We start from the raw sequence: 634 nt of genomic DNA, 5'->3' as shown, positions 1-634 counted from the left end.
CGGTTCGTCGGTTACAGCAGTCGATGGCGAGCGAGGCGACCGTCAGCGTGGTCATTCTGGTCAATGACGACAGCACGTCGCTGGCGACGACGATCGCCTCGCTCGACGGCATGCTGGGATCGGTCCATGTCCTGCGCCTTGATGAAGATGAAGGTGATTTTCGGTTCGCTACAATGCGGTGGCGGTTGGAATCGACCAATGGCGTGCGCCTCGATCCGCTCGACACCATGTCGCAGGACAGTATCCTGGTGCTGCGCGCCGGCGATCGCGTTGATCGCGACTGGTTATCCAATGCTGCCAAAACCATCGCAAGAAAGTCGATCGTTGGTGCCGTGTCGGGCTGGCTGACGGATGGCCCCAACCTGCTGATGCAGGACACCTGCCTGGTTCCGGAAAGCGCGGGCATCCGCGAACCTGGTCTACGCACGCTCATCCGCAGCGCGTCCAACCAGTTGCTTCAGGACGTACTGCTGATCCGTAACGGCGTATCGGAGAGCACGCTGTTGCTGGAACAGCGCAGTCGTGGACGCGTCCTCATTTCGCTGCCCCAACAGGCCTGCGACATCACCGGCGCGATCGCCCTGCCGTCGCCGCCACGCGAACTGGCCCTACGGCATGATTTCGACCGTTTCGG

General features: G+C 62.0%; 1 protein-coding gene. It reads left to right on the top strand.

Annotated elements, in window-relative coordinates; genetic code table 11:
• Window positions 1-23: 23 nt before the first annotated feature.
• Window positions 24-634 (top strand): hypothetical protein (locus I6F66_RS21285; RefSeq protein ID WP_197209772.1); only part of this gene is annotated, 611 nt, incomplete at its 3' end.

The sequence above is a fragment of the Pseudoalteromonas sp. NZS100_1 genome (genome assembly GCF_015864285.1).
GTDB classification, from domain to species: Bacteria; Pseudomonadota; Gammaproteobacteria; order Enterobacterales; family Alteromonadaceae; genus Pseudoalteromonas; species Pseudoalteromonas arctica.
Note: the sequence above shows the minus strand (reverse complement) of the source record. Positions and strands in the feature narration are given on the sequence as shown.